At 39.1% G+C, this 6,040-nt stretch carries 6 protein-coding genes and 2 pseudogenes; 2 read left to right on the top strand and 6 right to left on the bottom strand.

The window, feature by feature from the left end; translation table 11 throughout:
- From I8U17_RS13255 to I8U17_RS13245, 3 genes and pseudogenes are all read right to left on the bottom strand, one after another.
- On the bottom strand, nucleotides 1–1,402 hold a 1,402-nt coding region (locus tag I8U17_RS13255), incomplete at its 3' end, for a DNRLRE domain-containing protein (protein ID WP_198059527.1).
- Between the two features lie 357 nt (nucleotides 1,403–1,759).
- Nucleotides 1,760–1,849, bottom strand: a pseudogene (locus tag I8U17_RS13250) (helix-turn-helix domain-containing protein); the annotation flags it as partial.
- Between the two features lie 566 nt (nucleotides 1,850–2,415).
- Complete coding sequence (locus I8U17_RS13245) at nucleotides 2,416–3,030, bottom strand: TetR/AcrR family transcriptional regulator (protein WP_198055363.1); 615 nt, start codon at nucleotides 3,028–3,030, stop codon at nucleotides 2,416–2,418.
- A 235-nt stretch (nucleotides 3,031–3,265) separates the two neighbouring features.
- Here I8U17_RS13245 and I8U17_RS13240 point away from each other — a divergent pair, with 235 nt between their 5' ends.
- The gene (locus I8U17_RS13240; protein ID WP_198059526.1) at nucleotides 3,266–3,811 is read left to right on the top strand and encodes a hypothetical protein; all 546 of its coding nucleotides are present in this window, start codon (nucleotides 3,266–3,268) and stop codon (nucleotides 3,809–3,811) included.
- A gap of 241 nt (nucleotides 3,812–4,052) precedes the next feature.
- Nucleotides 4,053–4,448 carry a hypothetical protein gene (locus I8U17_RS13235; RefSeq protein WP_198055365.1) on the top strand — a complete coding sequence of 132 codons (396 nt, stop codon included), beginning with the start codon at nucleotides 4,053–4,055 and terminating at the stop codon, nucleotides 4,446–4,448.
- 293 nt (nucleotides 4,449–4,741) lie between these two features.
- On the opposite strand, the pseudogene I8U17_RS18820 reads toward I8U17_RS13235, so the two are convergent.
- From I8U17_RS18820 to I8U17_RS13220, 3 genes and pseudogenes are all read right to left on the bottom strand, one after another.
- A pseudogene (locus I8U17_RS18820) lies at nucleotides 4,742–4,850 on the bottom strand (IS5/IS1182 family transposase); the annotation flags it as partial.
- A 240-nt stretch (nucleotides 4,851–5,090) separates the two neighbouring features.
- On the bottom strand, nucleotides 5,091–5,345 hold the full coding sequence (locus I8U17_RS13225) for a hypothetical protein (RefSeq protein WP_198055367.1): 255 nt from the start codon (nucleotides 5,343–5,345) through the stop codon (nucleotides 5,091–5,093).
- A gap of 232 nt (nucleotides 5,346–5,577) precedes the next feature.
- Entirely contained in the window at nucleotides 5,578–6,039 is a 462-nt protein-coding gene (locus I8U17_RS13220; protein WP_198059525.1) for a hypothetical protein, read from the bottom strand.
- Nucleotide 6,040 lies beyond the last annotated feature (1 nt).

The following is a 6,040-nucleotide window of genomic DNA, read 5'->3' as shown; positions in this document are numbered from 1 at the left end:
CGTTATAGGTGTTGACATTGGTGACGGCGGAAGTCCAGAAGCTTTCCACCCCGATCGGGTCGATGGTGTAAGTGACGGTCAGCATCGGCTTTTGCGAATTGTTGTCCGGATAGTCACTCGAACGGAACCCTTTCCAGTTATCGCTTTCCTGATTCAAGCGGAGCATCATGCCATAGTTGGAAGTGGTCCCACCATACCACTGTTTGACCAAAGATGTAATGTCAAAATCATAGAAACCCACATCAGAAACCGTGGTGCTGGTGATCAAGGACCCGGTTGAAGGCAATTGGCTCCATTTGATCCCAGTCGATTGCCAATCGCTTGCTACAGAGTAGAGGTCAACTTGTTCCGATTGGGTCGTTGCGTATTGGTACAACGTAAGTTTGGCGGATGTAATATTAGCTGAGCTCAATAGGGGAGCGAGTCCAAACTTGATGTAAGAGCGGTATACTCCCGTGCCATAGGTTGGGTCGGTGTAGGTACCCGTGAGCAAATACGAGTTGGTGCCAAAGTTGACGTTCTGTGCATTCCCACTACCGACCGTGGCATCATAGGTGTCGGTTGCGCCCTGTACCGAAATGGACGGGTCAATTGTCACCGGGAAAGCGCGGTTTGGATCTTTGAGCCAGTTATCGTCCGGTTTCAGGTCAATGTATGTTTTATTTCCTTCGGTTCTTAATGCAAATTTCACATTGTTTGATATCCCATCTTTCGCATCGTACATGCAGGGACGCGGAATAGAAAACAACGTTTTTCCCTTGGCATCGACAAACGTGATCGAACCGTCTTCCTGTTCTTTCGGTTGCACGTTTTTAGTCTTGATGGAAAGGGTATATACGGATTGTCCCGTATATTTGTGCAGTACCCACGCTTCTTTGACACCGGTGTTGGTGACGGTGTAGGTGAGATCGGTGTCCGGGTACACATCGGGATAGGTAACCTGATTCTCTTTTTTCTTTCCCGTGGTGTTTGCTCCGCCAATCAGGCCGAAATCCACTTCAGCCTGACCCAGGCGGAAGCGCACCACTTTTTTTCCGCGGCTATGGTTGGCAAAGCCGACCCGGAACTTGTTACCGCCATTGATATAGGGAAGATCGGAGTCAAGGGCACTTTTCCCTGCGGCTTGGACGTTGTTATTAATATCTACCCATTTCCCGTTTTGCTTATAGTGGATCGCTTGCAAATATTCCTGCAATACATAGGTCTTTTGGTCTGGCTTGAGGAATGTTTTGGAATTTTCCGTGCGCAACGCTTCGATTTCCACCGGTTTGGGGTCCGGTGCAGCCAATGCCTGGTAAACCCAGTCTGGCCACAAGGTGAGGATCAGGGTGAGAATGACGGCCAGAAAGACCATTCTGCGGTAAGGTAAGTAATGCCTGGAGTAGAAGAACTGCAAACGCATCCCTCGCTTTTCATAGACCTGTCTTCTTTTTGTAACAATATTTTCAGATTTACGAAATAAATTTACCTCTGCCACACCGAAATTGCAAGATAGTTTATATTAAATTTATATTACAAATTTTATATTTTAAATAAATATTCCTTATAAATGGGTAATTTTACTTTAGATATAAAATATAGTATTTATTCGATTGTATTTATTGGAAAATATTGGCGATCCTTCCTACTCATCCCTATCGTAAATCAGCATTTTTATCTGTCTTGAGGGGAAAAAGGGGCTTGAATCCCCCTTTCCCCAAATAATCCATACAACAAAAACCCCTGCCTTCTTTGCAAATGCGGCAGGGTCACATGCAGACTATATCTTTAATTCGCCCAGTCTTACCAACTCCACTACGGCTTGGGATCGTCCTTTCACATTCAACTTTTGCATAACGTTACTGATGCGTACCTTTTGCAAACTTTGGGACAGCTATATTGACAACTCTTATCTTTGAGAACACAAGGCAAAACCCTTAACATTCCTAATTTTTACCACATTGACGTTGATCTACCCCTAAGTATTGCTATTTTAATCGTACTGTACCTACCCTTTCTCTTGTTATCAAATAAAAAAGAATTTCATGGGTTATCAATGAGCCATTGAAAGAAGTCTTTCAACACTTCCCTAGGGTTTTCATAACATTCCTTTACCCGATACGGACGAATCAGGATGTTATGATTCTGGAACCATTTCATCCGGTCCCCTTCTTTTTCCACACTTGGATGGTACATGAAAATCGCCCATTTGCCCTTATAACAGATCAAAAAGTCCGGCTTTTTATGTTTATCTCTGGAAACAGCCAATATCTTTTGTCTGAAAGCGTTTTGGGTCAGGTATAATCCTCCAAAACGCTTATTCTTTAGGCGATCGAATTTGTAACAACTCAACAAATACTGTCTTTTTCATTTATGCAATGTAAGCAAGGTCTTGTCGCCACGCTTCCATAGGTTTCACCTTGTCCCGGAAAAAAATCAAGGAGTTTCTGATTCTTTAATGAAAAAGACTTCATACAAATGCTGTTGTTCAAACACATCGAGTTCAGGATCGACGGTGGAGCGGATTTCGTACCCCTGAAACGCACCAACAATCAAGTTACCGATGATCCGGGCATCTATATCCGACCGAATTTGCCCCAACTCCTGTCCTCGCCTGATCAATGTCGACATGAACCCTTCCCAAGATCGATATTGCTCTTGAAGCCACTTCCGAATGATTGGATTTTTCCGGTGCATTAGATAGACTTGATAAAAGGTGGAGGCCCATAAAGCCGGATCTGATCCTATGGAACCCTGATAAACCTGCTCCAGCATTTGCCGGATGATCTCCCGTACATCACACTGTTCCTCCTTCAACTTTTTGATTGTCTCTTCGGCAATGACTTCGAATTTCCGATCCAGCCGGGTTCGCATCACTTCGTACAGCAAGTCCTCTTTGCTTTGAAAGTGCGTGTAAAACGCCCCTTTTGTCTTCCTGATCTCCGACATGATATCGTCAATAGACATGGCATCATAGCCTTTCTCCGCAATCAAACGGAACGCTGTGTCAATGATTTGTTGTTTCGTTCGTTCACCAGACTGATATTTCATCATTGTTCCACCCAACCCAACAATTAAAATTGAATGAAATATTTAAATATTAATACATAAAGTGTATAATTAAATCGTACCAAACGTTCATTCATATTTCAATTACAAAACGGTGCATGAGGAAGAACCGTGTATACGAACTGTGATGGTGCAGTATATCTTGAGGATTGGGACTCTTAACTCCGCGATTTTCGTATGTTTATTTCATATGGTAAGTTGAAAGGAGGAAATTTGCTTGAGTAATAAACCAGTCAAAAGTATTTCATTATCTATATTTTTTTCGATATTTTTCTCAATATTCTTCTCTTCATTATTATTTTCAAGCATGTTTGGTTCAAAAGGAATAAAAATATTCTTAAACACATTTTTGTTACTCTCTCTTGCTTCAATCATGATTTTTTATATTCGCAAGTATTTTTTAATCAAACAAAATAAAGACAATATGCAAAAGGAATCAAAAAGTACAGAAGTAAAAACAAATCAAAAAGGAATGATTCAAATGGGTTACTATGATCAAACAAATGAAAATCAAAATCTCACATCAGATTCTCCACAGTCCACCCAAAACATTTTCAATATAACTGAATCAGAAAAAATAGTAGTAGCACAAGGGCAAAGTCGAGTTGTATCCGCCAAAAATTTCTTCCAAAACTTTATTTATACAATCGATAGAAAACCGGCATCTTGGAAGTTGATTTCGCTAATAATATTTGAATATATTCTCTTCATTGCTATTCCTTATCACGTTGAGCACTTTATTAATAACTTTCCTTACTTTTAGAACTGGCGTCAGACTTTATAGTCTTTGGGTAAGCTTCATGTGGGGAATGTATACCGTTCTCTTTCTGACTTTTGTTCTTAAGTTTCCTGATGTTATTTCTTTCCCGATTGGAATAGCAGTTTATGTTTGCTCTATATATTTACATTTTCTTGTATTTGGGGTGCAACAAATCATTGAAGTAAAATCGAAATCAAAATTACCCTTTGATAATAAAACTTATAGCGGATAGGAGGATCACTCAATGGAAAATGAAAAAGAAAACTATCAAGCTAAAAATGTTTGGAATATCAAGAACAGTAAAGACATAAGCATTGCACAAGACAAAGCCAAGATTATTATCAACAATGGGACAAGATTAGATAACAGTTATGTCGAAAAACTTATAAATTCGATCAAAAAATTCGAAGAAGCTTTAAGCCAACCACATGATTCTTTTACGAAAGAGCAATTAGAAGCCAAAGTGAAAATGCTTGAGTGTATTCCTGATATTAAGCAGGAGTTAGAAAAGCCCCAACCTAATGAAGAACCTATTCAGAACTTTAAGAAGGAACTTTCCCAATCCCCACTTCAAAGTGTTAGTGCTCTTACAGGGATTATTAGTATGATTATTGCTTTAATCGACCTTGTATTTAAGTAAGTTTAATTGATATTTAATATTCTCTTAGAATCCCAGCCTTTTAAAAAGCTGGGTTTTTTCTGGTTTAACGTTTTTTGCCGTTTGCTAAACCATTTTTTTAAATTGCCGTGTTACTATGTTACTAGGGCGTGTCTGGTGAATCAATAATTGATCCAAAGCATCAAAGAAACAAGAATGATAGCGGCATGAAAATAGACTGCCCTTTTCTCATAACGCATGGCGATGCCACGCCATTGCTTAAGGCGGTTGATACAACGTTCAATGACATTCCGACATGCATACCGTTCTTTATTGAAGGAAAGAGGACGACTTTTTCCATCACAAGCGAGATGGATTTTCGTAGTCAGTCCTCCACGACTACGTCCAAGTTCCTCATTTTGGAAGTGACATCCCCCCCTTTTTTATTGACCGGCTTCGCAGATAAAAGCTCATTTTTGCTCACCTTTGGATTCAATAGGTAAACGTTCTTACTACTAGAGCCATTTGGACACTATTTTGAGACACATAAAAATAGGATATACCCACCAAATCAAAAAAGCCCATTCCTATTTGTATTAAAAGGGACAACAATATTAGCTCTATCAACGATGCTTATTGTGAAAAAGAGTAGGGACTTCAATGTGAGAAGCCCCCTCATTAAAATTAATCCTCTTCATTTATTCCAAACCATTGGAGGTCCAGGCTTTTGTCTTTAATAATCGCACCAATCATGCTTACTTTCTTTTCAATCATATCACAGAAATACTCGTCAATATCAAAACCTGGTGGATATTTCGTTCCCGATGTACGCATCCATTCTTCTACAAATACTTTTTGAATCTGTTTTTTGTTTTCTTTTTTGCCGCGTATAATGAGATAATCATAATCAGGTGTATCAAAATCAATATGGTATAACAAGAAAATATTTTTATCCTCCGGATGGGAAATGACTAAATCCTTAAATCGACCTTCAGATTCCCAAGCTTCCTCAAATTTTTTTCAACCTCATCCCGGTCAAATGGAATCTCCAGAACAGAAAGGAGCCGCTCCAATTGATTATCCAGTGCTGTAATTTCATAGATTGCCCAATTATGTTCAAACTGGCAGTAGTCGGTTAGTTTGCTCATATTTCTCTACTAATCCTTTTCATTTAATCTTCATTTATACCAATCCACTCTATATCTAAGGATTTATCTACAATAATATCTTCAATAATACTGATTCCAGACTCTATACGATCACCAAAGTATTTATCTACGTCCTGGTAAAAAGGCCGTTTTGGATGGGAAGTCCGATTCCATTCCTCCACAAAGACCCTTTGAATTTTTTCTTTATCTTGTTTTTTGCCACGAATAATAAGATAGTCATAATCAGGTGTCGCAAAAGAAATATGATACAATAAGAAGATATTTTTATCATCTGGATGCGTTATCAATATATCTGTATATTCTTCTTCCGACTCCCAAGCCTCTTCAAACTTTTTTACGACTGCTTCACGATTGTATGGAATACCTAAAACGGAAAGGATATTATCCAACTGATTTTCTAATGCAACAATCTCATAAATCGCCCAATTCTGTTCAAACTGGCAGTAGTCGGTTAGTTTACTCATA

This window comes from Thermoactinomyces sp. CICC 10521, assembly GCF_016055135.1.
GTDB lineage: Bacteria > Bacillota > Bacilli > Thermoactinomycetales > Thermoactinomycetaceae > Thermoactinomyces_A > Thermoactinomyces_A daqus.
The sequence above is the reverse complement of the archived record's forward strand: the minus strand, read 5'-3'. Positions and strand labels throughout refer to the sequence as shown.

Bases quoted from the DNA above. Each gene is read 5' to 3' on its own strand.
- I8U17_RS13245 (WP_198055363.1), bottom strand. From the start codon at position 3,030: ATGAAATATCAGTCTGGTGAACGAACGAAACAACAAATCATTGACACA.
- I8U17_RS13235 (WP_198055365.1), top strand. From the start codon at position 4,053: ATGGAAAATGAAAAAGAAAACTATCAAGCTAAAAATGTTTGGAATATC.
- I8U17_RS13220 (WP_198059525.1), bottom strand. From the start codon at position 6,039: ATGAGTAAACTAACCGACTACTGCCAGTTTGAACAGAATTGGGCGATT.